The sequence below is a fragment of the Stenotrophomonas sp. YJH_SMC_37 genome, from assembly GCF_059370035.1.
In genome coordinates, this window is sequence record NZ_JCAFTG010000008.1 from 82568 (window position 1) to 107094 (window position 24527).

21 protein-coding genes are annotated in these 24527 nt (G+C 67.1%); 8 read left to right on the plus strand and 13 right to left on the minus strand.

Translation table 11 applies throughout. The annotated features are described in order from the left end of the window. The first annotated feature begins 100 nt into the window (after window positions 1-100). Complete coding sequence (gene glpK, locus AC5P8J_RS12900; RefSeq protein ID WP_134735038.1) at window positions 101-1600, plus strand: glycerol kinase GlpK; 1500 nt, start codon at window positions 101-103, stop codon at window positions 1598-1600. Between the two features lie 95 nt (window positions 1601-1695). On the opposite strand, the gene AC5P8J_RS12905 is transcribed toward glpK, so the two are convergent. Both AC5P8J_RS12905 and AC5P8J_RS12910 read right to left on the minus strand, forming a co-directional pair. Next, entirely contained in the window at window positions 1696-2490 is a 795-nt protein-coding gene (locus AC5P8J_RS12905; protein WP_021203869.1) for a MetQ/NlpA family ABC transporter substrate-binding protein, read from the minus strand. 26 nt (window positions 2491-2516) lie between these two features. Continuing rightward, entirely contained in the window at window positions 2517-3488 is a 972-nt protein-coding gene (locus tag AC5P8J_RS12910) for a helix-turn-helix transcriptional regulator (protein ID WP_019660741.1), read from the minus strand. An 80-nt stretch (window positions 3489-3568) separates the two neighbouring features. Here AC5P8J_RS12910 and AC5P8J_RS12915 point away from each other — a divergent pair, with 80 nt between their 5' ends. Together AC5P8J_RS12915 and AC5P8J_RS12920 are read left to right on the plus strand one after the other, a co-directional pair. Then, the gene (locus AC5P8J_RS12915) at window positions 3569-4171 is read left to right on the plus strand and encodes a LolA-like protein (RefSeq protein ID WP_021203868.1); all 603 of its coding nucleotides are present in this window, start codon (window positions 3569-3571) and stop codon (window positions 4169-4171) included. 107 nt (window positions 4172-4278) lie between these two features. Then, window positions 4279-5055 carry a DUF481 domain-containing protein gene (locus AC5P8J_RS12920; RefSeq protein ID WP_019660743.1) on the plus strand — a complete coding sequence of 259 codons (777 nt, stop codon included), beginning with the start codon at window positions 4279-4281 and terminating at the stop codon, window positions 5053-5055. A 127-nt stretch (window positions 5056-5182) separates the two neighbouring features. Here AC5P8J_RS12920 and hemC read toward each other — a convergent pair whose 3' ends face one another. The 5 genes from hemC to mdoH all read right to left on the minus strand — a co-directional run bounded on the left by hemC (window position 5183) and on the right by mdoH (window position 10887). Then, window positions 5183-6094, minus strand: coding sequence for a hydroxymethylbilane synthase (gene hemC / locus AC5P8J_RS12925; protein WP_111099183.1), 912 nt, complete (start codon window positions 6092-6094; stop codon window positions 5183-5185). 368 nt (window positions 6095-6462) lie between these two features. Then, entirely contained in the window at window positions 6463-7194 is a 732-nt protein-coding gene (locus AC5P8J_RS12930; RefSeq protein WP_019660745.1) for a LytR/AlgR family response regulator transcription factor, read from the minus strand. Window positions 7195-7204: 10 nt separating this feature from the next. Continuing rightward, the gene (locus AC5P8J_RS12935) at window positions 7205-8248 is read right to left on the minus strand and encodes a sensor histidine kinase (protein ID WP_021204095.1); all 1044 of its coding nucleotides are present in this window, start codon (window positions 8246-8248) and stop codon (window positions 7205-7207) included. A 3-nt stretch (window positions 8249-8251) separates the two neighbouring features. Beyond that, a complete protein-coding gene (locus AC5P8J_RS12940; RefSeq protein ID WP_019660747.1) occupies window positions 8252-8911 on the minus strand; it encodes an alpha/beta hydrolase in 660 nt (219 codons plus the stop codon). A gap of 50 nt (window positions 8912-8961) precedes the next feature. Next, complete coding sequence (gene mdoH / locus AC5P8J_RS12945; protein WP_019660748.1) at window positions 8962-10887, minus strand: glucans biosynthesis glucosyltransferase MdoH; 1926 nt, start codon at window positions 10885-10887, stop codon at window positions 8962-8964. 494 nt (window positions 10888-11381) lie between these two features. Between mdoH and AC5P8J_RS12950 the strand changes: the two genes are divergently transcribed. Continuing rightward, window positions 11382-13424, plus strand: a complete 2043-nt coding sequence (locus AC5P8J_RS12950; RefSeq protein ID WP_111101746.1) for a TonB-dependent receptor domain-containing protein — start codon at window positions 11382-11384, stop codon at window positions 13422-13424. Window positions 13425-13481: 57 nt separating this feature from the next. On the opposite strand, the gene AC5P8J_RS12955 is transcribed toward AC5P8J_RS12950, so the two are convergent. Continuing rightward, the gene (locus AC5P8J_RS12955; RefSeq protein ID WP_021204097.1) at window positions 13482-13652 is read right to left on the minus strand and encodes a hypothetical protein; all 171 of its coding nucleotides are present in this window, start codon (window positions 13650-13652) and stop codon (window positions 13482-13484) included. Between the two features lie 214 nt (window positions 13653-13866). Between AC5P8J_RS12955 and AC5P8J_RS12960 the strand changes: the two genes are divergently transcribed. After that, complete coding sequence (locus AC5P8J_RS12960; protein ID WP_019660750.1) at window positions 13867-14253, plus strand: DUF2628 domain-containing protein; 387 nt, start codon at window positions 13867-13869, stop codon at window positions 14251-14253. A gap of 78 nt (window positions 14254-14331) precedes the next feature. Here the strand turns inward: AC5P8J_RS12960 and AC5P8J_RS12965 are convergent, their stop codons facing one another. The 3 genes from AC5P8J_RS12965 to AC5P8J_RS12975 all read right to left on the minus strand — a co-directional run bounded on the left by AC5P8J_RS12965 (window position 14332) and on the right by AC5P8J_RS12975 (window position 18980). Then, complete coding sequence (locus AC5P8J_RS12965) at window positions 14332-16863, minus strand: methyl-accepting chemotaxis protein (protein ID WP_021204098.1); 2532 nt, start codon at window positions 16861-16863, stop codon at window positions 14332-14334. A gap of 213 nt (window positions 16864-17076) precedes the next feature. Further along, complete coding sequence (locus tag AC5P8J_RS12970; RefSeq protein ID WP_019660752.1) at window positions 17077-17970, minus strand: NAD-dependent epimerase/dehydratase family protein; 894 nt, start codon at window positions 17968-17970, stop codon at window positions 17077-17079. A 98-nt stretch (window positions 17971-18068) separates the two neighbouring features. Further along, window positions 18069-18980 (minus strand): S41 family peptidase, encoded by a 912-nt coding sequence (locus tag AC5P8J_RS12975; RefSeq protein ID WP_495216852.1) that lies wholly within the window; start codon window positions 18978-18980, stop codon window positions 18069-18071. 52 nt (window positions 18981-19032) lie between these two features. Between AC5P8J_RS12975 and AC5P8J_RS12980 the strand changes: the two genes are divergently transcribed. Continuing rightward, window positions 19033-19497: a MarR family winged helix-turn-helix transcriptional regulator gene (locus AC5P8J_RS12980; RefSeq protein ID WP_019660754.1), complete on the plus strand. Its 465-nt coding sequence runs from the start codon at window positions 19033-19035 to the stop codon at window positions 19495-19497. 196 nt (window positions 19498-19693) lie between these two features. Further along, entirely contained in the window at window positions 19694-20002 is a 309-nt protein-coding gene (locus tag AC5P8J_RS12985; protein WP_288041336.1) for a KGG domain-containing protein, read from the plus strand. 259 nt (window positions 20003-20261) lie between these two features. Here AC5P8J_RS12985 and AC5P8J_RS12990 read toward each other — a convergent pair whose 3' ends face one another. Then, window positions 20262-20612, minus strand: a complete 351-nt coding sequence (locus AC5P8J_RS12990; RefSeq protein ID WP_019660756.1) for a VOC family protein — start codon at window positions 20610-20612, stop codon at window positions 20262-20264. Window positions 20613-20716: 104 nt separating this feature from the next. Then, window positions 20717-20917, minus strand: a complete 201-nt coding sequence (locus AC5P8J_RS12995; protein WP_134735042.1) for a hypothetical protein — start codon at window positions 20915-20917, stop codon at window positions 20717-20719. A gap of 189 nt (window positions 20918-21106) precedes the next feature. Between AC5P8J_RS12995 and AC5P8J_RS13000 the strand changes: the two genes are divergently transcribed. After that, window positions 21107-24499 (plus strand): autotransporter domain-containing protein, encoded by a 3393-nt coding sequence (locus tag AC5P8J_RS13000; protein ID WP_495216853.1) that lies wholly within the window; start codon window positions 21107-21109, stop codon window positions 24497-24499. The last annotated feature ends 28 nt before the right edge of the window (window positions 24500-24527 follow it).

A 24527-nucleotide genomic window follows, 5' to 3' on the forward strand; every position in this document is an offset into this window, starting at 1 on the left:
CCGGGCCATGCTCGGTTGCATCCGCACAACGCAGCCGAGCATGGCCCGGCTCTACAGAGAGAAAGGTAAGTTACCCTGACCGTTCTACCGGAGACGCTGCATGACGCCCCGCTACGTGCTGGCCATCGACCAGGGCACCACCAGTTCGCGCGCGATCCTGTTCGACCGTGCCGGCGACATCGTCGGCAGTGCACAGCGCGAATTCGCACAGATCTTCCCCCAGCCCGGCTGGGTCGAGCATGACCCGCGCGAGATCCTTACCAGCGTCTACGCCACGCTGACCGAACTGCTCAGCCGCGAACAGATCGATCCGCGCCATATCGCTGCGCTGGGCATCACCAACCAGCGCGAAACCACCGTGGTCTGGGACCGCGCCAGCGGCCAGCCCATCCATAACGCGATCGTCTGGCAATCGCGGCAGAGCCACGCCATCTGCGAGCGGCTGAAGTCCGACGGGCATGAAGCGCTGGTCCGCGAGCGGACCGGCCTGCTGATCGACGCCTATTTCTCCGCGACCAAGGTGCGCTGGATCCTCGACCACGTGGAAGGTGCGCAGCAGCGCGCCGAGCGTGGCGAGCTCCTGTTCGGCACCATCGACAGCTGGCTGGTGTGGAACCTCAGCGGTGGCCAGGCGCACGTGACCGATTACAGCAATGCCGCGCGCACCCTGCTGTTCAACATCCACACGCTGGACTGGGATGAAGACCTGCTGGCGCTGCTGGACATCCCGCGCGCGATGCTGCCGCAGGTGCGCGACTCCAGTGCGGTGTACGCACACACCCGGCCGCAGTTCTTCTTCGACCACCCGATCCCGATCGCCGGCATCGCCGGTGACCAGCAGGCGGCGCTGTTCGGCCAGGCCTGCTTCCAGCCGGGCATGGTCAAGAACACCTACGGCACCGGCTGCTTCATGCTGATGCACACCGGCACGCAGGCGGTACGCTCGCGCAACGGCCTGCTGACCACCATCGCCTGGGGCCTGGACGGGCGCGTGGAGTATGCGCTGGAGGGGTCGATCTTCATCGCCGGCTCGGTGGTGCAGTGGCTGCGCGACGGACTGCGCATGATCGAACGCGCCAGCGACAGCCAGGCGCTGGCCGCACAGGTACCCGACAGTGGCGGCGCCTACCTGGTGCCGGCGTTTGTCGGCCTCGGCGCGCCCTATTGGCGCAGCGATGTGCGCGGCGCGATGTTCGGCCTGACCCGCGGTACCCGCAAGGCGCATTTCGTGCGCGCCGCGCTGGAAGCGATGGCCTACCAGACCCGCGACGTGCTCGATGCAATGCAGTCCGATGCCGGTATCGCGCTGACCGAACTGCGCGCCGATGGCGGTGCGATCGGCAACGACTTCCTGGCCAGCTTCCAGGCAGACATCCTCGGTGTGCCGCTGCTGCGGCCGCGGTTGACCGAAACCACCGCGCTCGGTGCGGCCTATCTGGCCGGCCTGGCCGTCGGGTTCTGGTCCAGCCGCGAACAGATCACCGCGCAATGGGGCCTGGACCGGCGCTTCGAGCCACAGATGGAGGTGTCCCGGCGCGAGAAGCTGTATGCAGGATGGCAGCAGGCGGTTGCCGCCACCCTCGCCTTCCACGTGGATTGAAGGTAGTGCCGGCCGCTGGCCGGCAACCCCATGATCTTCGCAATGCCCGGTGATTGCCAGCCAGCGGCCGGCACTACCACACGGTCAGTACACGGTCAGAACGCCGGCAGCACCGCGCCCTTGTACTTGGTCTCGATGAAGGCCTTCACCTGCGGACTGGTCAGGGCCTTGGCCAGTTTCTGCACACGGGCGTCGTCCTTGTTGTCCGGGCGCGCGACCAGGAAGTTCACGTAAGGCGAATCCTTGCTCTCGATCGCCAGAGCGTCCTTGGTCGGGTTGAGGCCGGCATCCAGCGCGTAGTTGGTGTTGATCAGTGCCAGGTCCACCTGGCCCAGCACGCGCGGCAGCATCGCCGAGTCGAGTTCGCGGAACTTCAGGTTCTTCGGGTTGGCGGTGATGTCACGCAGGGTCGACAGCGCGTTGGCCGGATCCTTCAGCTCGATCACGCCGGCCTTGTGCAGCAGGATCAGCGCACGGCTGTTGTTGCTCGGGTCGTTCGGGATCACCACGTCGGCACCGTCGCGCAGCTCGGCCAGCGACTTGACCTTGCGCGAATAGGCACCGAACGGCTCGATGTGCACGCCGATCACCTTCACCAGATCGGTCTTGCGATCGCGGTTGTAGGCATCCAGGTACGGCTCGGTCTGGAAGTAGTTGGCGTCCACCTGCTTCTGCACCAGCTGGTCGTTGGGCTGCACGTAGTCGTTGAACACGCGCACGTCCAGGTCCACGCCTTCCTGCTTGAGGATCGGCTTGACCACTTCAAGGATCTCGGCATGCGGCACGGCCGTGGCGGCCACCACCAGCTTCTGCGAGGGCTCGCCGGACGTGCCGCAGGCGGTCAGGGCCAGCGCAGCGGCGAGCAGGGGCAGCAACAGGGTCTTCTTCATGGGCGGAAGGGTTCTCGGGGGGAGTGTCAGGATTTTTCGTAGTTGCTCAGGGCCAGCTCGAGCAGCGCCTTGGCCTGCTCGCGCAGCATCACCGGCTCGATGATCTCGGCATCCGAACCATAGTGCAGCACGTCCATCAGCAGCTCGCGCGAGACGCTGTACGGCACCTTCAGTTCGTAGCGGCCATCGGCCAGGAAGCGGCCCTGCTGCTTGGAATGCCAGTGCTCGTCGGCCACCCAGCGCGCGGCCTTGGCGCTGAACAGGATGGTCGCCCAGCCCTTCGGCGCACCAGAAAAAATGCCATAGCTGGCGCCGAGCTGCTCGTCCAGCTCGCTGTCGGCGACATCGCGGGCGGTGCTGTCGATCACCCGTGCCTTGTGGATGCGGTCCACGGCGAAACTGCGCAGCGCCTCGCGGTCATGGTCCCAGGCATCCAGGTACCAGTTGTCGCGATAGTGGGTCAGGCGCTGCGGCGAGACGGTACGCTTGGTCGGCTCGTCGGTGGAACGGGCGCGGTACTCGAATGCCAGCTGGCGACGCTCCAGCACGGCCGAGGCAACGCTGCGGAAGCTGCCTTCGTCAAACTTGCGGCCACGGTGCGGAATCACCCGCACGCGGTCCACCGGCCAGCTGGACACGCCCGCCTGGGCCGCCAGCAGGCTCTCGATGCGCTGCTGCAGCGGCGCCAGCACCGAAGACAGCACGCCACCGCCGGTGCGCGCCAGCAGGTGTTGCGAAGCCAGCAGGGCATGCAGCTCCTCCGAGCTGAGCCATAGGCCAGGCAGTTCGAAGCGGTCGCTCTCGTCGGCCTGGTAACGGAAGCCTGCTTCGCCGTCGCCCTCGATCGGTGCCATCAGCGCATCGCGCAGGAAGGCCAGGTCGCGGTAGACGGTGGCACGGGAACAACCGAGCTTGTCCTGCAGGGTCGCCACCGTCACCGGATAGCGCGCGGACTTGAGCAGACGATGCAGGGCGGTGATGCGTTCGTATCGGTCCATGCCCCCGATTATGTCCGAGTCGCGGGTCTTGTGTGGGACGTTTGGGCTATCGTGGTCGCCCCCACCCCATGGAATGCCCGATGCGCCGGTTGCCTGCCCTGTCCCTGCTGGCCTGCCTGCTGCTGGCTGCCTGCGATCGCGCACCGGCGCCGGCCAGTACCGAAGCCCCCGTGCCCGCGGCCGATCCGGCCCAGGTCGTACTGGGCGCCAGCCAACGCTTTGCGGCCCTGCGCAGCTTCCACGCCGAACTGGAGGTGCTGGGCGCGCCGCAGCGGGTACGCAGCGCCATGGACTTCGTCGCCCCCGACCGCTTCCGGGTGGAGACGCCGGCCGGTCCGCAGACCATCATCGGCGACACCCTGTTCCTGCAGGCCGACGGTGCGATCCGCCAGGTGCCGGCCCCGCCCGGCCTGCTCGAGCAGTGGCGCAACCCGCTGCCGGCCGACGCCCTGCCCGCCGACCTGCAGGCCGAGGACCTCGGCAGCCAGGCGCTGGACGGGGTCGAGACCCGTCACTACCGGCTGCGCGGCAGCCAGCCCGGTGAACGCCTGGAGTACTGGGTGGATGCCCAGGGCCTGCCACGCCAGATCGTGCGCAGCGGCAGCAGCAATGGCCGCAGTTTCCAGTTGCGGCTGCGCTATTCGCGCTTCAACGACCCGGCGTTGCGCGTCGATCTGCCCTGAATGGGCGGTCGCGGCAACGTCTGCTGAAGCGGGCGTTTGGATCGATTCGGACCGCCATCACGCTTCCAGTATCATCACCGGCTGTCAACCGCTTCGGAGTAGTCCCGATGTTCCTGCGCGTGTCCCTGCTGATCCCCCTGCTGCTGTGCGCGCCGCTCGCGTACGCACAGGATGCCTCCGAACTGGCGGCGATGTCCTCGCCGTGGAGCGGCAGTGGCGGCGAGCTCGGCTTCGCTTCGGCACGCGGCAACAGCAGCACCGAGAGCTTCAACGGCCGCCTGCGCCTTCGCTACACCGACGGCGACTGGGTTCACAGCATGGACCTGGCCGGCCTGCGCTCCAGCTCCAAGGTGACCGAGACCCGCGATGACGGCACCACCACCCGCCGCAACAACACCACGGCCAATCGCTACACCGGCAGTGCCGGCAGCGCGCTGCAGCTGGGCGAGCACCGCCAGCTGACGGCCACGGTGCGTACCGAGCGCGACGACTTCGCCACCTACGACCGCCAGAGCTCGTTCGGCCTGGGTTACGGCACCCGCCTGTGGAACACCGAGCGCTTCTCGTTCGACGCGCAGATCGGTCCCGGTGTGCGCCGCACCCACAGCACCGAGGACGACCGCACCCGCACCGGCATGATCGGCCGCGGCCTGTTCGACATGAAGTACTCGCTGACCGACAACACCGACCTGGTCAACACGCTGCTGGTCGAATCCGGTTCGTACAACACCTTCGGCCAGAACGACTTCGGCGTGTCGGTGAGCATGAACGAGCACTTGGCGCTGAAGGCCGGCTGGCAGGCGCGTTACAACAGCGACGTCGCTGTCGACAAGCGCAAGACCGATACGCTGACCACGATGAACGTGGTCTACAAGTTCAAATAAGCAGAACGGGCGCCGGGGCGCCCGTTTCGTTTTTGTAGAGTCGAGCCATGCTCGACTTGAGCGCGAAGCCCGGGATTTTCCCGGCGAAGAGCAGCCGAGCATGGCTCGGCTCTACAGACATCGGGGCTCAGGCGTTCAGCAGTTCGCCGGCGCCATCGTCCAGCAGCATGTTCGCCACGCGCTGGCCCAGCGCTTCCGGGGCATTGGCCGGGCCCACCGCCTCGGCACGCACCGCACGGCCATCGCTGGCGCTGCCAACCAGCCCCTGCAGGTGCAGGTCGTCGCCCTGCCACTGCGCGATGGCCGCCACCGGCACATGGCAGCTGCCATGCAGCGCACGGTTCATTGCCCGCTCGGCTTCCACGCAGGCACGGGTAGCCGCGTCATCAAGCTGGCCGAACAGCGCCCTCAGGTGCGCATTGCCGCCATCGCACTCCACCGCCACCGCGCCCTGCGCCGGGGCCGGCAACCACTGCGGCGGTTGCAGGCGCGCGACGATGCGCTCACCCAGGCCCAGGCGCTCCAGGCCGGCCACGGCCAGCACGATGGCGTCGTAGCCGCCGTTGTCGAGCTTGGCCAGGCGGGTGTTGACGTTACCGCGCAGGTCGAGCAGCTCCAGGTCCGGGCGCAGCGCGCGCAGCTGGGCCTGGCGGCGCAGCGACGAGGTACCGACCCGCGCGCCGATCGGCAGCGCGTCCAGCGAGGCGTACAGGTTGGAGACGAAGCCATCGGCCGGATCGTGTCGGGGCAGGATTGCCGGCAGCGCGAACGGCTCGTCCAGTTCCATCGGCACGTCCTTCAAAGAATGCACGGCGCAGTCGGCCTCACCGCGCAGCATGGCCAGCTCCAGTTCCTTCAGGAACAGGCCCTTGCCACCGATCGCGGCCAGCGAGCGGTCGAGCACCTCGTCACCGCGGGTGCTCATCGGCACCAGTTCCACATGCAGGCCGGGATGGGCCTGGCGCAGGCGGTCAGCGACGTGTTCGCTCTGCCAGAGGGCGAGCGGGCTCTTGCGGGTGGCGATGCGGACGGTTTCCATCCGGTCATTATCGCGCCTTCGGCGCGGATACGGCCAACGGCGGAGCCCCTCGTGGCTGGCGGAGGGGTCGTGAAAGCAACAGCCGCGCTTGGCCGGTCGGGGTGGGGTGGCGGGACCGTTGGCGCCATGGGCGCGAGGCATGCCTCGGGCGGGTTGGGCAGGACGCCCAACCCCGGTCTTGCCGTGTGCGCAGGACAGCGCACACGAGCAAGGCGCCATCGAGCTTACAGGGATGTACTTGCAGCGTGTCCCGCCACCCCACCTCGGCCCGACCCAGTACGTAGCACCAACGAGCCGACCAACCCGCCGTTGCTGTTGCTGTTGCTGTTGATTTCACAGCAGTCGCGGCCGCAGGCCGCGCGGAAACCTCACAGATGCCGCAGTTCCTGCTTCAGCGTCGCCACGCAGCGGCGGCTGACTTCCAGCGGTTGCTTGCCATGGCGCAGCATCGCCTGCACCTGGCCGCCCGTGCCACGACGCAGCTCCACCAGCTCATGGCGTGCCACCAGGCAGTTGCGATGGATGCGGATGAAGCGGCTGGCGAACTCCTCTTCCAGCGACTTCAGTGACTCTTCGATCAAGTCTTCTCCACGTGCGTGGTGCACCACCACGTACTTCTCTTCGGCCTGCAGGTAGTGGATGTCGTCCAGCGGAATCAGCCGCAGGCTGCCGCGCAGGCGTGCGCACAGCATGCTCCGTGCCTGTTGCCCACGATGGTCCTGCGGCTGGCCATCACGGCCGGCCAGGAACGTGCGTGCGCGTGCAATCGCCGCCGCCAGGCGTTCGGCGCGCACTGGTTTCATCAGATAGTCGATCGCCGCAGCCTCGAACGCCGACAGCGCATGCGCATCGTAGGCGGTGCAGAACACCACCGCCGGCCGGGGTTCGAAGCTGGCCAGATGACGGGCCGCTTCCAGGCCATCCAGCCCGGGCATGGCGATATCCAGAAGGACCAGGTCCGGCTGCAGCTCCGCGCACGCGTGCAGGGCCTGCTCGCCGTTACCGGCCTCGGCCACCACGACCACGCCGTCCTGCGCGGACAACAGGCTGCGCAGGCGCTCGCGCGCCAGCGGTTCGTCATCGGCGATGACTACCCTCACGATCGCTCCCTCACTGGATCGGCACTGTCACCTGGCAGGCATAGTAGCCCTCGCTCCAGCCAGCCGTCATCCGCGCGGCGCTGCCGAAACGCCAGGCCAGCCGATGGCCGATGCTGTGCTGGGCATGGCCGGCACCGCGCGCCAGGGCCAGTCCGGGCGCCTGCGGGTCGGGCGCCGGGTTGCGCACGCGGATCTGCAGCTCGTTGCCCTCGCGCACCAGCTGCAGCTCGATGGTGCCGCCCTCGGGCAGCCGCGAGATGCCATGCAGCACGGCGTTCTCCACCAGCGGCTGCAGTACCAGGCGAGGCAGGGGAAGATTCCAGGGCAGCGGCTCATCGCGCAGCCAGCGCACCTGCAGACGCTCGCCCAGGCGCAGTGATTCAATCGACAGGTAGCGCTCGGCCAGCTCGCATTCGTCACGCAGGGTGGAATCGCCCTCGCCCGCGCCTAGGGCAGCACGGAACAGATCGGACAGGTCCAGCACCGCACGCTCGGCCACCGCCGGATCGCGATGCAGCAGGCTGGCGATCAGGTTCATGCTGTTGAACAGGAAATGGGGGCGGATCCGCGCCTGCAGCGCATCGGCCTGTGCGCGTGCGTTGGCCTGCACCTGCGCGGCCCAGCGGTCACTCACGTAGAAATAGCGCAGGGCCAGCGCGGTGATCAGCGCGGTGGTGGCCGCGCTGCCCAGCGTGAAGCGCCAGAAGCTGATGCCGCGGGCGAAGTTGTCGCCCAGCACCGCGTACAGCGCATGCACGATGCCGGCGCAGATCACCGCGATCAGTGTCGCCAGTGCGATGGCCGCCACAGCCCCCAGCACCTGCGGCAGCCTCGACAGCGCCTGCCGCAGCAGGCACAGGCTGGCGGTCACCGCCAGCGCAAGCCACAACGCGAAGCCGCTGGCCGACAGCAGTTCGCCGAAGGTCCAGTGACGGCTACCGTCGGGCGCCAGCGCCAGTACCACCACCACCAGCTCGGCCAGGCCGAGCATCGCCGCCAGCCGCGGCAGGCGGCACAGTTCCGGCATCCACGGCGGGGCGCTGGCCGGTGACATGGCTCAGGCAGCGCCCAGGCGTTCCTGCAACCAGTCACCCAGCGCCTGGATTTCTTCGGCGCAGACCTGGTGGGCCATCGGATAGCTATGCCACTCCACCTCCAGGCCCATCGCCTGCAGGGCCTGCGCGCTGTGTACGGCCACCGCCTGCGGAATCACCGGGTCGCTGCTGCCATGGGCCATGAACACCGGCACCTGCACCGCACCGTCAGCGCGCTTGGCGCTCTCGGCCTCGGGCAGGTAGGTGGACAGTGCAATCAGGCCGGCCAGTGGCGCCGTGCGTGACAGTGCGGCGGTCAGGATGATCGCCCCACCCTGCGAGAAACCGGCCAGGAAGATCTTCTCCGGAGCGATGCCGCGCTCGATCTCACGCGCGATCAGCGCATCCAGCTGCAGTACCGAGTCCTGCACGCCGGCCATGTCGGCGCGCGAGCGGAAATCCATGCCGACGATGTCGTACCAGCCGCGCATCGGCACGCCGTTGTTGATCGTGATCGGCCGCACCGGCGCATGCGGGAACACGAAGCGCAGCGCTGGCCAGTGCGGACGCACCAGCTCCGGCACGATCGGCGCGAAGTCGTGACCGTCGGCGCCAAGGCCGTGCAGCCAGATCACCGACCACTGCGGCGAGGCGCCGGTTTCCTGTTCCACCGTTTGCAGCATGATGTGGCTCCTTCAAGTTCGAGCCGCATTATGCCGCTGCCGCAGGGCGATCAGTACAGCGGCGGTTGTTCGGCCGCTTCCCGGCGCAGCTGTGCAGCGCGTACCAGCACCGGCGGCGGGATGTTCTCTTCGGGGATATCGAGCAGGCCAAGCCGATGCAGGAAGGTACCCGGCCCGCGCGATGACGTCAGCGCCACCACCGGGACCGCCAGCACCATGCCGATCACCACCGGCGCCATCCACGCGGCCAGCGACGGCGATACGGCCCAGGCCAGCACGCCCATGAAGGCACCGAATACGCCGAGGCCGCCATAGCCGCGGATCAGCGCCAGCCACGAGATACCACCGTCGTCACGCTGCTGCGCGTCCCAGCCGGAATCGCGCCCGGACAGCACTTCGGCGACGCCGCGCGACTGCACGTACATCACCACCGGCGCCATCAGCGCGGCCAGTACGGTTTCCACCAGCATCGAAACGAACGCGCGGATCGCGCCACCACAGCCACGACGGTCGACCGGCTCCAGAAGCATTGCCAGGTACCCCAGCACCTTGGGCAGCAGCAGCACGGCCATGGTGGCAGCGAACAGGCGAACCACCTGTTCTTCGTCCTGTGCGCGCCAGTAAACGCTGGGCGACAGGTGCAGCAGGGCGTTGAAATCAATGCCTTCCTGGAACAATGGAATGGCGATGCCGATCAGCATCAGCATCGCCCACATCGGCGCGGTGAAGTAATGGCCGATACCGATCAGCATGTGCGTGCGGCTGATCCAGTGCAGGCCACGGCTGCCGACCACCTTGCCGTGTTGCAGGTTGCCCTGGCACCAGCGGCGGTCGCGCACCAGCAGGTCAGTCAGTGTCGGAGGGCCTTCCTCGTAGCTGCCACCCAGGTAGGGCACCATGTGCGCGGCCCAGCCACCACGCCGCATCAGCGCCGCTTCGACGAAGTCATGGCTGAGCACATGGCCGCCGAACGGCTTGCGTCCTGGTAGCGCTGGCAGGCCGGCGTGGTCTGCGAAGGCGCGGGTGCGGATGATGGCATTGTGGCCCCAATAGTTGCTCTCGGCGCCATGCCACCAGGCCACGCCACGCGCAATCACCGGCCCGTACACGCGGCCACCGAACTGCTGCATGCGCGCGAACAGGGTACGGCCACCGATCACCGACGGCAGGGTCTGGATCAGGCCGACGTCGGCGTTGTGTTCCATGCCGGCCACCAGGCGCACGATGCTGTCGCCGGTCATCAGGCTGTCGGCGTCCAGGATCAGCATCTGCGGGTAGGCGCCGCCGAAGCGGCGCACCCAGTCGGCGATGTTGCCGGCCTTGCGCCCACTGTTGTCGCCACGGCGGCGGTAGAACAGCCGCACCCGGCCATCAGGTACACGCTCGCGCAGTTCGGCAAACACCTGTTCCTCGGCACCGGCGATGTCCTCGCGGCGGGTGTCGCTGAGCACGAAGAAGTCGAAGCGGTCGAGCTGGCCGGTGGCCGCCACCGACTCGTAGATCGCCTGCAGGCCCGCCAGCAGGCGGCGCGGGTCTTCGTTGTAGGTTGGCATCAGCAGCGCGGTGCGGCTGTGTACCGTAGGCAGCGGCTTGTCCGGATCGATGCCCAGCCGGTAACCCCGGTCGAACACCGCCGTCAGGAAGCCGGCCACGGCACTGGCGAACGACAGCGCAATCCAGGCGAACAGGCCGACGAACAGCACCAGCAGGCAGGCTTCAAGCACGCTGATGCCGTTGGCCGACAGCACCCGCCACATCATCCGGGTAGCGATGGCGGTCATCGCCAGCGTGCCGCCGAAGATGTAGAACCGGCGCAGGCCGATCAGCCGCGGCGAGGTGCGGTGGCGTCGAACCTTCAGATGGCCCTCGCGCAGGGTCTGCTCGGGCATCTGCAACGGCGATTCCACCGGCAGCAGCGCCCAGCCGGCATCAAGCCGGGGCGTATCCGCTTCCGCATGGATGGTCTGCACCCCCATTGCCGCCTACTCCGCGCGGTCGGCACGGCCGGCCATCCCGGCCGGGCTGCATGCACCAAGGTTCCCGGCGCGCTTTCCCGGCGCCCGCACTTGTCCTGGCTGCGTCGGCCTCACGCCGCGCAGTCGCTGTCTGTCACTACCGGAACCCACACGATCTCCAACAGGGCGGAATCGAAAATGCGGCCCAGTCTAGGGCGCCGGATGTAAGCCGGGTGCGAAGGCCTACGCCGGGATTTATCCCCATTCAGCAAACAGCAGGCGAGTCTGGCAGCCAGGTATCGGATGTCACCTCGTCGCCTCCTGTGCTGGATCGTAACAAATGCGAACGGTTATCATTTCATGAACCAGGCAGGTTGCCGTCGTCCGCACGGTCAAAACCCACCCAGCTGCGCCGGTTCCAGCCCCGGCGCCGTACGACCCATGGAAGGGAGCTGCCCGCTGTCTGCGTGCGCCTGCTGCCTCCATCGGGTCTCCCTCCTCCGATGGAAGCCATCATGCCCCTGTCCCGTTCCCGTCCCGCGCGCCCGCCGCGCACCCGCTTGGCCAGCGCCCTGGCCGCCGCCTGCCTGCTTGGCCTGCCCGGCATGGCTGCCGCAGAGGCCAGCGCCGATGCCTCCACCACGAATCTGGATACCGTGGTGGTTACCGCCTCGGGCAACCAGCAATGGATCAAGGATGCCCCGGCCAGCATCAGCGTAATCAGCCGCGAGGACATCGAACGTCAGCCGGTGCACGACCTGGCCACCCTGCTCAGCCGTGTGCCGGGCGTGACCGGTGGCCTCAGCGCGGTCGGCGAGCAGTCCAAGATCAAGCTGCGCGGCATGCCGTCGAACTACACGCTGGTGCTGGTGGACGGCAAGCGCATGGGCAGCTCGGCGTCGACCAACTACCGCCCCGACCTCGGCCGTCAGGATCTGAACTGGATCTCGCCGGAGCAGATCGAACGCATCGAAGTGGTGCGCGGGCCGATGTCGTCGCTGTATGGCTCCGATGCCATGGGCGGGGTGATCAACATCATCACCAAGCGCATCGGTGATGACTGGAGCGGCAGCGCCACCCACAGCTACACCCGCCCCGCTGACGGCAAGCGCGGCGATACCCAGCAGATCGGCGCAACGTTCTCCGGCCCGCTCGGCGAGCGCTTTGGCCTGCGCATCGGCGCCAACAGCATGCGCCGCGATTCGGACCGCTCCAACGGCGGTGTCTACGGCAATGCCTATGCGGGCGAGAAGGACCGCAATGTCGACGCGCTGCTGCAGTGGAACCTGAGCGACGCACAGGCGCTGTCGCTGGAAGCCGGCCATGGCGTGCAGCAGGCCTTCATCGATGCGTCGCTGGAAAAGCAGGATGAAAGCGCGTGGGGTGCCAGTGAGCTCAAACGCAGCTCGCTGGCGCTCAACCACGATGGCAAGTGGAGCTTCGGCAATTCGAAGATCAGTGCGTACTGGACCGAGTACAGGAACAACATCGGTGCTACCGGCCGTTCCGAAGCAACAGATACGATCATCGAGGGCAACCTGACCACGCCGTTCACCCTCGGCGTTGAACACCAGTTTGCCGTGGGCGGCCAGTGGAAGCGCCAGGAACTGACCAACACCGATACCATCGGCCGCGCGCCGATCGACTATGCCGGCAATGCCGTCAGCGGTTCCGATCTGGAAGTGGATACCTGGGCCCTGTTCGTAGAAGACGGACTGAAGCTGCACCGCACCCTGGCACTGACCCTGGGCGCGCGCCTGGACCACCATGAGAAGTTCGGTGGCCACGTCAGCCCGCGCGCCTACTTGGTCTGGCATCCGGCCGAGCAATGGACCATCCGCGGTGGCGTTTCCAAGGGCTTCCGCGCGCCCAGCCTGACCGAGAACTCGCCCAGCGCCGCCACCCAGTCCGGGGGCCGTGGCTGCACCTCGCTGATCCCGCTGGGCTATACCCGTGGCGGCTGCTACATGGCCGGAAACCCGGACCTGGACCCGGAAACCAGCACCAACCGCGAGATCGGCATCAGCTTTGGCAACGACCTGGTCGATGCCGGCCTGACCTACTTCCACACCGACTTCAGGAACAAGATCGAGTACGCACCGCTGGGCAGGTTCAACGGCATCTGGTGGACACGGATGAGCAACGTGCAGCGCGCACGCACCAGCGGCATGGAAGGCAACCTCAATTTCCGCTTCGGCGAGCACTGGCGCTGGCGCACCTCGGCAACCTGGATGAAGGAAGCCAAGAACCTGACTACCGGCCGCAACCTGATCGATACGCCGGAATTCTCCGGCTATTCGTCGCTGGACTGGACGCCCAACACGGTGTTTTCCAGCAGCCTGTCGGCGCAGTACACCGGCAGGCAGACCGGCACGGCGACGACCTTCCTCAAGGCCTACACGCTGTATGACCTGACCGCAGCGCTTAACGTCAACGAGGTGCTGACCCTGCGCGGTGGCATCAGCAACCTGGCCGACAAGACGCTGTATGCCGAAGGCTCCACCGACTACTTCGTCGCTGGGCGCAGCTACTTCCTCAGCATGACCGCACGGTTCTGAGCCCCGCGCGCGCCGTGATCGCGCTGGCGTGATGCCAGCGCGATCAACGGTGGCGGATTACTCGCTTTCCAGCGCGGCCGGCGCCGCGTCCCGCGTGGCGGCCGTGCGCGCACGGTCCATCGCCACCGCCAGTTGCTGGCGCGCGAGCAGTTGTTGTGCCTGCACCACTTCAGGTGTCGGCAGGAGCACCGGCCCCGGTGCGTTTTCCGGTGTAGCAGCTGTGGTCATGCAACCTCCATGGACATCCCGCCGCCGCCGGGGTCAACCGCGGCGGCAGCGGAACTGCGCACCCTAACCTAAAAACAAGGCGGGCGGGTGACGGTGCGGCGCCGGGCCGCAGCCGTCGGAACAAGGCAGGCGTCACATTTTTGACGGCAGCGCTTGGATCCTGAATAGGACTTGTCCTATCATGAAAACGTTTTCTCACAGGGATGTTTCCCCAATGAATACCACTGACCTGTCCCAGTTCAGCCCGAAGTGGCAGTTCCGCTTCAACTTCTTCCGCCAGCACGGCGCCCCCAAGAACCCCGGCTTCAAGCAGGCCTGGAAGGCGCTGTCCTTTGGTGACCGCCTGAAGATCAACCTGAACTTCTTCGCGCTGTTCTTCGGCGCCATCTACCTGCTGATCCTTGGCATGTGGCGCAAGGCACTGGTGGTGATCGGCATCAACATCGTACTGGCCATCATCACCATGTTCCTTCCCGACGTTGTCGGGCGCATGCTGTTCATCGCCATGAACCTGCTGGTCGCCTCCAGCACCAACTACAGCTACTACCTGGAGAAGGTGGAAGGGCGCACCAGCTGGAACCCGTTTGAAGGCATGTTCTGAGCCATCAGACCTGCGCAGGGATGCGCGGCAAGGATGCAAGCGACGCCCGGCCCCCGCCGGGCGTCTTCGTTCTCTGGCTCAGGCCGCGCGGCGTGCCGTGGCCATCGGCCCGGCCTGCAGGCGGAAGCGCGACACCGCCACCGCCAGCTGCTCGGCCTGCTCCTCCATCGCGCGGGCTGCTGCACTGGCTTCCTCCACCAGTGCAGCATTCTGCTGGGTGGTTTCGTCCATCTGCACCACGGTCTGGTTGACCTGCTCGATGCCGGCCGACTGTTCGCGCGAGGCGGCCGAGATCTCGGCCATGATCTCATTGACGCGGCCGACCTGACCGACGATGTCCTGCATGGTGCGTCCGGCACCGTGCACCAGCTGCGCACCGGCTCCGACCTGTGCCACCGAAGCGTCGATCAGCTCCTTGATCTCCTTGGCGGCACCCGCTGAGCGCTGCGCCAGCGCACGGACTTCGCTGGCAACCACGGCGAAGCCACGGCCCTGCTCGCCGGCGCGCGCGGCTTCCACCGCCGCGTTCAATGCCAGGATGTTGGTCTGGAACGCAATGCCATCGATCACCGAGATGATCTCGGCGATGCGCTGCGACGAGGCTTCGATCTGCTGCATCGTCTGCACCACCTGGCTGACCACCTCGCCCCCTTCGCTGGCCACGCCCGCTGCGGAACCGGCCAGCATGTTGGCCTGCAGCGCGTGGTCGGCATTCTGGCGCACGGTGGAGGTCAGTTCCTCCATCGACGCGGCGGTTTCTTCCAGATTGGCGGCCTGCTGTTCGGTGCGGCGCGACAGGTCGCTGTTGCCGGCCGCGATCTCGCCAGCGGCCAGGCGGATGCTGGCCGCCGACTGCTGGATCTGTCCGACGATCTGAGTCAGCTGCTGCACGGTGCTGTTGGCATCGTCGCGCATCACCGCGAACACCCCGTGGAACTCACCCTGCATGCGCGCAGTGAGGTCGCCGGCGGCGATCGCGCGCAGCAGCGTAGACAGTGCAGCCAGGTTGTGGTCGCTGACCTGCATCATTGTGTTCAAGGTCTCCACCATGCGGCGGAAATCATGCTCGAAGCGCAACGCATCACCGCGCACGGCGAAATCACCGGCAGCGGCGGCGGCGGCCAGCTGCTGGATCTGCTCGTTGATCGCAGCCAGGTTGCCCTTGGTGGTTGCCATCGCGGCGGTGAATGCCGCCTTCTCGCCCGGCAGCGCTTCCATGTCCACGCTGAGGTCGCCCACGGCGTAGCGCTGCATCACCTCGACCAGGCGCTGGGTGACCGCATTGCTGGAGGCCACCAGCTGGTTGCTGTCGGCCACCATGCGGCCGTACTCGCCCGGGAACGCCGCAGCATCCATGCGGTAGCTGAGCTCCCCGGCATCGTGGCGGCGCGCCATTTCGGCCTGCGCAGCCATCACTGACTGCAACTGCCCACGCATGCCCTGCATCGCGTCCAGCAGGCGCCCCACTTCGTCGTTGCTGCGCGCCGGCAGCGTGCTGTCCAGCTTGCCGGCGGCGACATCACCGGCCACGCGCACCGCTTCGGCCAACGGGCGGATTGCCAGGCGGCGCAGCAGTACATGGACACCGGCGCTGAGGCTCAGCGCGGCGATCACGCCGACCAGCAGGGTCAGCCACAGCAGCTGGCGTGCCTCAGCCACGATCACCGCGTGCGGCATCACCACGCCCAGGGCAAAACGCTGCGGCGCATCGCCGACCCGCAGCGGTACATACACCCGCACATTGCCGGCCGCATCCGGAGTGAAGGCCTCGAACCGACGGTCGGCGGCAATGTCGGCCAGCATGCTGCGGGTCTGCGCGTCGCTGCGCGGCTTGCCGATCTCGGCGGCATTGGCCGAGGCCAGCACCACACCCTTCGGCGACAGCAGTTCGACACGACCGGCCCCCATCGGCTTCAGCGTGGCCAGGTGCTTCTGCAACGCCGCCAGCGAGAAGTCCACGGTGAACACGCCCAGGAATCTGCCGTTCTCGATGATCGGCGTGCTCAGGGTGCTCATGAGCACCTTCTGGCCGGCGATGTCATAGGCGTAGGGTTCGCTGACCTTGGGCAGCTTGTCACGGCTGGGCCCCATGTACCAGTCGCCCGATCCGCTGGCGGTCTCGGTGTAATCGGTCATCACCGACTGCTGCGGCTTGCCGTCCTGCCAGGCCCAGTAGCTCATGTAACGGCCGGTGGCATCGTGAGCTTCGCTATTGACGAACTCCGCATCCTTGCCGTCGAAGGCATCGGCCTCCCACATGGTGCTCTTGCCGAGCCATTGCGGATGAGCACGCAGCTGTTCGCCGAGCACCGCCGCCAGGCTGGCGCGGTCGGGCACGTCGCCACGGGCACGCTGGGCCAGCACGCTTTCAACCATGGCATCGTTGCTGGCAAAGGCGGTGCCCAGGTCAGCCGCCACCTGGCGCGCCTCGGCGTTGGCCTCGCTGGTCATGGTCTGGCGCGAGGCGCTGATCAGACTGGCGCTGGCCTGCCGGTAGATCAGGAACGCGGTCAGGCCGAAGCACAGCAGCGCGATCACAGCGGTGCCCAGCATCAGCTTGTGGGCGATGCTGCCCGGGCGTTGGGCAGTGGCGGAGCGGGAAGAAGGCATGGGAGGGTCCGCAAGGCAATTCAGGACGACCGGCGTCACGAGGACACCGCGCAGGCGCGCGATCCGTCGCGCAGGCCACCGGCCGCCGGGCCGCGCCCGGTGCACGAGGCACACCGGGTTTAGCGGCCGGCCGCCATCGAGATTGAGGCCAGCGGCCTGCACATTCCTGAACCTGCTCAGGGTGGGCTCGGTGCCCCGCCCCCTGCGACCATCTCATTCGGCGACCCGATCCTTGATCCACTCCGCCCTTGGCAGCACCTCGATGCTGCCGGCGGCGTACTGCTGCAGCACGTCGTCCGGGCCGAAGCGCGGCTGCCAGCCCAGCACGCTGCGCAGGCGGGCACTGTCGTAGACGCGATCGATGCTCAACGGCAGCGGCCAGCCCCGTCGTTCGAACTCGGCCAGCAGCTGTGGCGCGCGGCGTGCCAGCACGCTGCGCGGGTGGGTGGCCAGCTCCAGGCAATCCTCACGCCGGAACGGCGTCGGAGCGCACGCGATGTAACGCGCGAAAGCGGCGCCTTCGTCCAGCAGCAGTGCAGCATGCGCGCTGGCTACATCACGTGCGTCGATACCGCGGTGCAGGCGGAACATCGCCATGCGCTCGGGCGGCTCGGGGAAGCAGCGGGCCATGCGCAGCACGCGCACGCTGAAGGCCGGCGCCGCAGCGGCTTCGGCCAGTGCTTCGGCCTGCAGCTTGGTGCGGTGGTAGATCGTGCGCGGCAACGGCTCGGTGTCTTCATCGATCCAACGGCAGCCACCGGCGACCACGGCGTGGCCATACAGCGCGGTTGTACTGGTCAGCACGAATCGCCGCGCCCCGGCTTCGCGTGCGGCCTGCAGCAGGTGCGCGGTCGCCTCCACGTTGATCTGGTGGAACACCCCGTCCGGCACCAGGCCGACGTGGGGTGCGTGCAGGGCGGCGGTATGGATCACCGCGTCAACGCCCTGCACCGCCCGTGCGACAGCCTGGTGATCGGTGACATCGGCAATGATGCGGGTGGTGGCGAATGGGCTGCGATCCAGCCCCACCACTTCGTGGGAGGCCGCCAATGCGCCGAAGATCGCGCGCCCGATCCGCCCGGAACTGCCGGTCAGCAGAATCTTCATTGAGTCCATTCACTCGAAGCGCCCGGGAACTACCGGGATGCTTCGATTCTAGGCACGCTGCATGTCATCTGCGATAGGGCGCAATTGCAATTGTGCGTTCATTCCCGCGAGGCCGATCGGGCCAGCAGCTGCCGCGCGACGAACAGCGGATCGTCACCGCCTGCCGCGTCGGGCGTGACACCGGTGCGTTCCCAGTTGGTTCCGGTATTTAGATTGATCGGCTGCCGATCGGGAATGCTGATCTGATAGCCATCCGGCAGCAGCACAGGATCATCGACCATGTGTGCAGCGCCGCCGCTGCGCGTGCCGACAATGCGTGCACGGCCCAGCGCCTGCAGCGAGTAGGCGACGAACTCGGCAGCCGACGCGGTGCGGCGATCGATCAGCACGACCAGCGGCTTCAGGTAAGTGGGCAGGCTTGCCGGCGGCAGTGGTACCAGCGTGCGCCGCCCGCGCTGGTCCAACTGCTGCACCGCGTCGATCTTCGCGTCCAACAGCGTGCGCACCAGCAGGTCGGCACTGCCGTCATCCCCGCCGCCGTTCTGGCGCAGATCCAGCACCAGGCCATCGGTGTCGGCCAGCAGCTCGAGGGCGGCGGCGAGTTTCGGCCGGGCCAGATCCAGCGGATAGAATGTACTCAGCCGCAGGTAACCGATGTTGCCCTCCAGCACCCGTACCTCGCGCACGCCAGCGCCATTGCTGCGCGCATCCGCGCGCCATGCCATCAGCCAGTCGTCCTGGCCGGCCGTTGCGTCCACGCGCTCTACATGGAAGTGGCCATCGAACGTGTCCAGGTCCTGGTTCAGGCGTGCGCTGAAAGCCTTCGGATCCGAGCAGCTGTCCACATAGCGCTGCTGGGTGGACCAGCCGCGCACGGCTTCGGCAATGCGTGCGCCTTCGGCCGCATCCAGGTACTGCGCCTCTATCGCCGTGGCCGCTGCCTGCAGCACGGCGTCCTGCGCCGGGCAGGCGGCCGCCAGCAACGCGCCAAGCATCCACGAAACCGTCATGATCGCCTCCGTCGCCTTGATGATATATAAGTGCTTATATATCATTGTCATCATGGATCTCCAACGTGCAACTCTGGGAACGCTGCTGCGTGCCCTGCTCGACCAGCTCGACCCGGCGGTCGAGCAGGCCTACCGGGATCTGCAACTGGACTACCGGCCGCGCTACACCCCGGTGCTGCGCACGCTGATGGTGCAGGGCCCCTGCCGCATCAAGGATCTGGCACTGGCCTGCGGGCTCAGCCACTCCGCGCTCAGCCAGACGGTTTCAGCGATGGTGCGCGACGGCTGGCTGCACGCTGCGGTGGGCGAGGACAGCCGCGAACGCATCCTGCAGTTGAGCCCGCACGCCCTGCAGGCATTGCCGGCGCTGCAGGCGCAGTGGCAGGCTACGGCGCTAGCGGCCCGCAGTCTCGACGCCGATCTTGGACAGTCGTTGGAACAGGTGCTGCGTGAGGCATTGAAGGTGCTGGAGCAACGACCGTTCGCGCAACGCCTGCGCGACGCCCGCCTGCGCTGATGCAGTGCGTCGGCGACACCCCGCGTGTTCGCCGGTGGTGGTGGTCCTGGCATCCGCCTGAATGGCGGACTCATCAACCACGTGCGCATGCCGGGTGAAGACCACGGCGGGGATGGCGACCTCGGCTTAGCACGCACTGGCCAAGCATTGGCACTGTCGCCGACCACGGCGCCGCCCATGCAGAAGGATACTTCCCATGACTGAGCAGAATCACCGCTCCAACCGGGGCTTCGCCTCGATGGACCAAGCCAAGCAGCGCGCGATCGCTGCCAAAGGCGGACGTGCGGCGCATGCCTCCGGCAATGCGCATGAGTTCAGCCGCGATGAGGCACGTGCGGCAGGCCGCAAGGGCGGCGAGGCGATCAGCCGTGATCGGCAGCACATGGCCGCGATCGGGCGCGAGGGTGGGCACGCGCGCCACGCCAACGCGCGCCAGCAGCAACAGCAGCAGCAGCAGCAGCAGATCGAGCATGGTGGAGAGGCTCCGCACCGCCAGCAGAAGTGATCATCACGCGGCCAGGCCGTTTCCCGTCGGCGGTGCCATCCTGCAGCCACAAGCTGGGCCAGGGTACCGGCCGATGCCATCGCCCAGCCTACGCCGACGGCCGTGCCACTGCGGTACCACGTAAGCATCCGCGGCGCGGCGTGCATTGCGCCCGGTTGCGCGATGAGCGCACGCGCGTGTCCTGCCAGCCCCTGTGATGTCGATTGCCACGCAGGGTCGGCCTGTCACGGGGTAGCAGGCGGCGTTGGAACCGTCCTGCTCAGGTGTGCACGAGGATGTTCAACAGCCGCCCGAATGGATCGCGGACAAAGAAGCGGCGCACGCCCCAGGGTTCATCGACCGGCCCATACTCCAGCGCGATGCCGGCCTTACGCATGCGCTCCAGCACCTGCTGCAGGTCGTCCACCTCGATCGACAGGTCCGGCACCGCAGTGCCGGAACCGCCTTCACTGGCAAAGCTGACCTGCGCCAGCGCACTGCCCTGCCCGCCATGGGTGACGATCCAGCCATGGTCCATCACCACGGGCATGCCAAGCAGCTCGCCATAGAAGGCAGCGGCCCGTTCCGGCTCAGCCGTGGCGATGTTGGCGACGACGCGTTTGACGGCCATGGCATGCTTCCGTTGGACAGGGCCCATCCAGACTGCCCGACCTTCCACGGAAACAGAAGAGCCCCGTCAGTGACGGGGCTCCCACACGGCTCAATCGGCGCGACTCACACGCCCATGCACAGATCGACCACGCAGGTGTTGTACGCCTGCTGGCATTCCCCAGCGTCGGCCCCACTGGCCAGGCACATCTGGTAGGCCCGCCAGCAGGGCGCGTCGCAAGGCTCGACAGGGCCCGCCACCGCCACCGAACCGGTACACGCCAGCGCGAACAGCGCCGCCACGATCACTTTCCTGACAATACGCATCACCATCACTCCCTGATAAGCCTGGTGAGCCCAGGCCGGCTCACGGTAGCGGGGGAGCCGCGAGGCAACGTGAACACCGGCGTCACGCCACCTTAACGCGTTCATAAAAATTCCTTCACACTACTGGGGGTGATTGGCGCGCTGCGGGGTTAACGGCGTTGTTGTCCGTCAACCAAGGAATGTTGTCCGATGAATCACCCGCAGCACGGCTGTTCGTCCCACTCCCGCTTCCCGCTGCACAGCCGCCTGGCGTTGGCCGTGGCCAGTTCGCTGTTGCTGGCTGCAGCGCTTCCCGCCATGGCCAGCGAGTCACTCGACGCTTGGCAGCAGCAGCGCCAACTGCAGGCGGCATGGGCGCAGCCCACGTCGATGGCGAGCGCGTCGGCCGGCGCCAACGCAGCGGCCGCAACACCCACGGCAGCAGCCAGCAGCACGTCGCTCCTCGGTAACGCAGGTGATCCGGCCAGTTGGCGCACGGAGGAATTCAACGCCGACTGGGGCCTGGCGGCGACCCACGCCGACGACGCCTATGCGCGTGGCCTGACGGGCACCGGCATCCGCCTTGGCGTGTTCGACAGTGGCACCGGCCTGGACCATCCGGAATTCGCTGGCAAGAACCATCGCAGCATCCACATCGCCGACGTGCTCGCCGATGGCACGCGCTGCACCAACACTGCACAGCTCACTGGCCCCGGCGCCTGCTTCTCAAGTGACGGCGACGACGTGCAGGTCAGCTACGTCGGGTTCAACGCAAACGTCCCGCAGAACATCCGCGATCTGATCCTGGCGGGGCCCTATGTACAGCCCGGTATCGGCTACGAAGTGCACGGCACCCATGTTGCCGGCACCATCGCTGCCAACCGTGATGGCAACGGCATGCATGGCGTGGCCTTCGGCGCCGATCTCAGTGTGGCCCGCCTGTTCTTCAACAGCGCCAGCGAATGGCAGCGTACGGCGACCGGGTATTCGGTAGTCTCGCTGGGCAGCGTCGGGCCGGATTCGTCCGCCGTGGTCGACATGTATGCGCAGATGAATGCCCAGGGCGTGCGCGCGGTCAACCACAGCTGGGGCCTGAGCAAGGAACCCGATGCGGTGCTGATGGACCGGATCTACAACGATCCCGATTATCGCGACTACCTTGCCACTTATGCAGACGGATCACGCGCCAGGGGAATGATCCAGGTCTGGGCGGCAGGCAATTCGCCGGCGCGCGGTGCTGCGGCTCCTGTATCGGCCAGCCCGATCGCCGGCATGTACGCCACCCTGCCGCGTGCCTTCGCCGACATCGAAAAATACTGGCTCAGCGTCGTCAACGTTGGACAGGATTTCACCCTCAGCCTGACCTCCAACAAGTGCGGGCTCAGCGCCAACTGGTGCCTGGCGGCCCCGGGTTCCAACATCAACTCCACGGTCTACGGCGATGACTCCGCCGTTGCGGCGTCGTTGGGCGTTGATGCCAACGGCAACCTGTCGCTCGACGTCACCCAGCGCGTGCCAACCTACAGCTACGGGCTGCTCAGCGGCACGTCGATGGCTGCACCGCACGTCACCGGTGCGCTGGGCCTGTTGTTCGAACGCTTCCCCTATCTGGACAGCGCGCAGGTCCGCGACGTGCTGCTGACCACCGCGCGTGATCTTGGCGCACCCGGCATCGACGAGATCTACGGCTGGGGACTGATGGACCTGCGCAAGGCCATCGAAGGCTACGGCTCGCTGCGCGTGGACACCAACGTGGTGATGAACCAGAAGGCCGGTGGCCTGAAGGTGTGGGAAGGCGATGCCTGGGATGACTGGACCAATGACATCGGCGGCCCCGGCAAGCTGACCAAGTCCGGCATCGGCTGGTTGCGCCTGAGCGGTGACAACAGCTTCAACGGCGCGGTACTTCAGGACGGTACGCTGGAACTGAACGGCGCCAACGCGCTTACCGCGGCGGTCGAAGTGCAGGGCGGCCAGTTCCTGCTCAACGGCAGCCTGTTCTCCACCGCACTGACCACTACCGGTGGCGTGAGTACGGTCAGCGCCAGCGCCGTGCTGAAGGACAGCAACCTGAGCGTCAACGGCGGCGTGGTGTCCTTCAACGGCACGCAGACCGGCGGCACCACCACGGTCGGTGCCAACGGCCTGCTGAAGGGTGTCGGTACGCTCGGCACCACCCAAGTCGACGGCATCATCGCGCCCGGCAATTCAATCGGCACGCTGACCATCAACGGTAACTACGTGCAGGGCGCAACCGGCGTCTATGCCGCCGAACTTGCTCCAGGCGGGCGCAGTGACCAGTTGCACGTGACCGGCACCGCCACCCTGGGCGGTACCCTGCTCGCGCTGCCGGAGCCGGGCACCTATTACCTCGGCGAGCAGTTCAATTTCATCCGCGCCGACGGCGGTCTCAACGGGCAGTTCGCGAAGACCGACTTCAGCGCGTTCTCGCCGTTCCTGCAGTTCAGCCTGGCGTACGGCGCCAACGGAGCACACATCGACGTGGCCCGTGGTGCATCGCTGGCCAGTGCGGCCACTACGCCCAACCAGCATGCGGTTGCGGCGGCGGCCGATGGCCTGGCGATCAACCAGGGCCTGCCCAAGCCGCTGACACAGCTGTTCCCGCAGCAGGTCGGTGCCGTACTCGATGGCCTCAGCGGCGAGCTGCACGCAGCCACCTCGCTGGCGCTGGTGGAAGGCAGCCGTCATGTCCGTGACGCTGCGTTGTCACGCCGTGCCGGCGCAACCGCACCGGGATCCGATACGGGTGACGCCACCGGTGCCTGGGTGCAGGCACTGGGCGGCAACAGCAGGCTGGATGGCAACAGCAACACCGCGCGCACCGATGCCAACAGCAATGGCCTGCTGGTGGGCATCGACCGCGAGTTCGATGGCTGGCAGGTCGGCGTGCTGGCCGGTACCGGCCGCACCGACGTGAAGCAGCTGGAGCGCCGTGCCAAGTCGAAGATCGACAACACGCACGTCGGCGCATATGCCAGCCACGCCTGGGGCGGCTTCGGCCTGCGCGGTGGCGTGGCATGGAGCAAGCACAAGGTGAAGAGCACGCGCGATGTCGGCTTCGCCGGCTTCAGTGACAGCCTGAGCGCGCGCTACAACGCGCATGCGCGCCAAGCGTTCATCGAAGCGGGCTATCGCTTCGGCAACGCGGAAGGCGGGTTGGAGCCCTACCTGCAGGTGGCTCGCGTGGAAGTGGACCTCAAGCAGATCAACGAGCGCGGTGGCGCGGCGGCGCTGCACGGCAAGGTGGACGACACCGGCACCACCACCGCTACCGCAGGGCTGCGCTTCGACAAGGGCCTGAAGGCATCATTCCAGCAGGACAGCTGGCTGCATCTGCGCGGTGGTCTGGGCTATCGCCGCGCCTTCGGAGACCGCAGCCAGGTGGCCAACCTGGCCTTTGCCAACAGCAGCACGCCCTTTGCAGTCGAAGGCGCACCGATTGCCGAGAACGCTGTCGTGGCCGAGCTGGGCCTGTCGGCGTGGCTGACGCCGCGGCAGCAGCTGGAGCTGGGCTACAGCGGCCAGTTCGGCAGTGAAAGCCGCGACCATGGGGCCAGTGCTCGCTGGTCCATCCGCTTCTAAACACGTGTTCTCTTGACGGGTTGGGGCG